This window comes from Parendozoicomonas verongulae (assembly GCF_009711465.1).
Lineage (GTDB): Bacteria > Pseudomonadota > Gammaproteobacteria > Pseudomonadales > Endozoicomonadaceae > Sansalvadorimonas > Sansalvadorimonas verongulae.
Genome location: NZ_SMME01000718.1, coordinates 1 through 2,807, shown reverse-complemented (window position 1 = coordinate 2,807; position 2,807 = coordinate 1). Strand labels below are relative to the sequence as shown.

Annotated in this window: 2 protein-coding genes; both read right to left on the bottom strand. The window is 52.7% G+C overall.

Annotated elements, in window-relative coordinates:
• Nucleotides 1–1,662: type I restriction endonuclease (locus E1189_RS03790; protein ID WP_196221168.1), on the bottom strand; the 1,662-nt coding region annotated here is incomplete at its 3' end.
• A gap of 3 nt (nt 1,663–1,665) precedes the next feature.
• On the bottom strand, nt 1,666–2,766 hold the full coding sequence (locus E1189_RS25870) for a restriction endonuclease subunit S (RefSeq protein WP_329601887.1): 1,101 nt from the start codon (nt 2,764–2,766) through the stop codon (nt 1,666–1,668).
• Nucleotides 2,767–2,807: the final 41 nt, after the last annotated feature.

The window sequence follows — 2,807 nt, the reverse complement described above, 5'->3', positions numbered from 1 at the left end:
GCCTTCCTGATACTTGATGGGTAGAGTGGCCCCGTCGGCTACGGCCTCGTCCAGCCGGTAGGTGTCGATATAGTCCTTATTCCCGTCTTTGCCGGTAAACGCCTCCAGCGTATTTCTGTCGTCTTTACGCAGGGGTGTGCCGGTAAAGGCGATAAAGCGGGCATTGGGCAGACTGGCCCGCATAAAGGCCGCGAGAAAGCCGTACTGACTGCGGTGAGCTTCGTCCACCAGCACATAGAAGTTCTCTTTGGTGGTCAGCACCTGAAACTCCACCGCCTCCCGGCTTTGCTCCACCCAGCGGGGCTTTTGCGGGGTGCCGTCTTCGTTGAGCTGGCCGTGATTCCGATTCCGGTCTTCACAGATGAAAAACTGCTGCCCTTCCTGAATACGCCGCACCCGTGTGGGGCTGTCGGTTTGCGGGTCATCCCCTTCACGGGCAGCGGCCTTGATGGGCTTGCCGTCTCGCTCCTGAAATTTCTGGACAGTGCTGGTGAAGATGCCGCCATAGTCATTGCCCAGCATCCGCTCCAGCCCGGCTACAGACGGAGCTTTCATCGGTGTCAGGCCAACAGCGTTGAAGGTATTGAAAATCTGCCGGTCAAGGTCGGTGCGGTCGGTGAGCACCAGAATGCTCGGGTTGCCCAGCCCCACACACTCTGCCCGCAGATAACGGGCGAGGTAGGCCATGGTGAGGGATTTACCGCTGCCCTGGGTGTGCCACACCACGCCTCCCCGGGGCTGCTTACCGGTTACCTGACCACCGGTCGTCTGATCACCCATCAGACGGGCAATGGTCTTACGGACAGAGCGCCACTGCTGGTAGCGGGGCAGCTTTTTAATCACCTTGCCCTCTTCCCGCTCAAACAGTACGAACTGACAGACCAGCTCCACAAACCGCGACGGTTCAAACAGCGCCCACAGCAGCTTGTCCTGCTCTGTGGGTTCCTTGCCTCGCAGGCGGCGCACAGTCGCCTCCTCATCCGCTTCCAGCCGGTAGCGAAAGTAGAAAGACTCAGGGGTATAAATAGCCCCATAACGCGCCTGATTGCGATTGATGGCCACACACACCTGATTGAATACAAAGTGCCGGGGATGGCTGCGCTGATAGCTGGAAAGCTGCTGAATGCCCTTGGCTACTTTCACATGGCTGGCTTTACATTCGATGATGGCCAGAGGCAGGCCATTGAGAAAGAGCAACAGATCCGGCTTGAACAGGTCGCCATCGCTGTTGGCCCCGACAAACTGATCCACAACATGAAAACGGTTGTTCAGGGGTGTAACCTGATCGAAGAACCGCACACTGCGTGAACGACTCTGGTGATCCTTCACCTGAATATCATCCCGGTGAATCACCGACTCCCAGGCATTCTGGTTGGCTTCCATCAGGCTTTCGTTCCAGAACCTGCGCAACTCCCGTATCACCGACTCCACGCCACTACTGATACCCGCCAGCCACGGGTTCAGGGCCAGCAACCGCTCCGTGAGCACTTCCGTAAGAATCGGCGGCAGATGCCTGTGAGCCTGCTGTGCGCCCACCTCCTTGCCGGGGATATGGGTATAGCCCAGTGTTTCCAGCCATTGAATCGCGGGCTTTTCAACGCCGTCACGTTCGGGGTTACGGGTACTGGCAGCGGATTGTGCGGAGCGGGTGTCGGTGTCCATACATCAAACGTCCTGTGGGTCGGGCTGCACACGAATCTGACCGGTAAGCAGCTTTTGCATCAGGCCTTTTTTTAGTTGTTGGGTTTGCTTCTTCAGAGCAAGGAAATGATTGAGTTTTGTTTCCACCAAGTTAAAAGTTGATGCAATTCTTATCTGCTCATTTTGGGGCGGCAGGAGTACCAGAAGCTTGTGAAGCCTACTACCTTTGATTCCTTTGACAGTAGTTCCCGTGGATTCCAAAGCAAGCCGACTTTGAAATGTGTCAGAGAGGAAGTATTGTTTCAAATAGCTGGAATCAACACCTGTATTTGGACGATATTTAATAACTCTCTGAGCAATAGCCACATTAGCATTATCCACTTGGGCAACATTACCTAACGGAGCCTCTGTTGTGATTAATACGTCACCAATGTCTGGCTTACCACGACTCATGACGTCACCATAAGTTTCTACCGGAACAAATTCTTTTGAGCACTCGTAATCAATGAAACCTTTCTTGATATTTTTAGCCGTCACCAAAAAGATACCACTTTCAGACTTAGGGGGTGTTTTACCTCTGTAATCTACATATTCAGTGGATTGGGCAATAGTTTTCACTTCCCACCCCGCCGGAATCCGCCCCAACTCCGAATCCTTAAACTCGGCATGAGGCTGCCACTGCCCGTTAGCATCCTGCGTGCCCACACCTTCGGAAAACAGCTTCTGCATCAACCCTTTCTTCAGGGTTTGGGTGGCGGTGATTTGCTGGTCGATTAGCTCCAGCTTCCGGTCTACGGTGGACAGGATGCGGGCTATCTTTTTTTGTTCGGGTAGTGGGGGGGCAGGTATTTCAAACTTTGCCCATTGGTCAAACTTAAACAGCATCTTTTCAATATGAACACCGATGCTAGATAGTAAAAACGATTTCAAATAGTAGGGCAGTTGCACTAAGCGAGAAAGGAATTCCAGATCAAAGCCTTCCTTTGCTCGAAGTGCATGGTATTCATTAGAAACAATAGCCCCATCAAGACGATTCCCGACCAGGCCACAAGCCCCATGAACAATCTGCCGTTTTGAGATTAAGAAGTCACCGCTCCTTAAAAAATATTGGCTCTTTACTTTAATATCACTGCCCTTTAAATAGTGCCTGTCAGAAAACCCTCAAA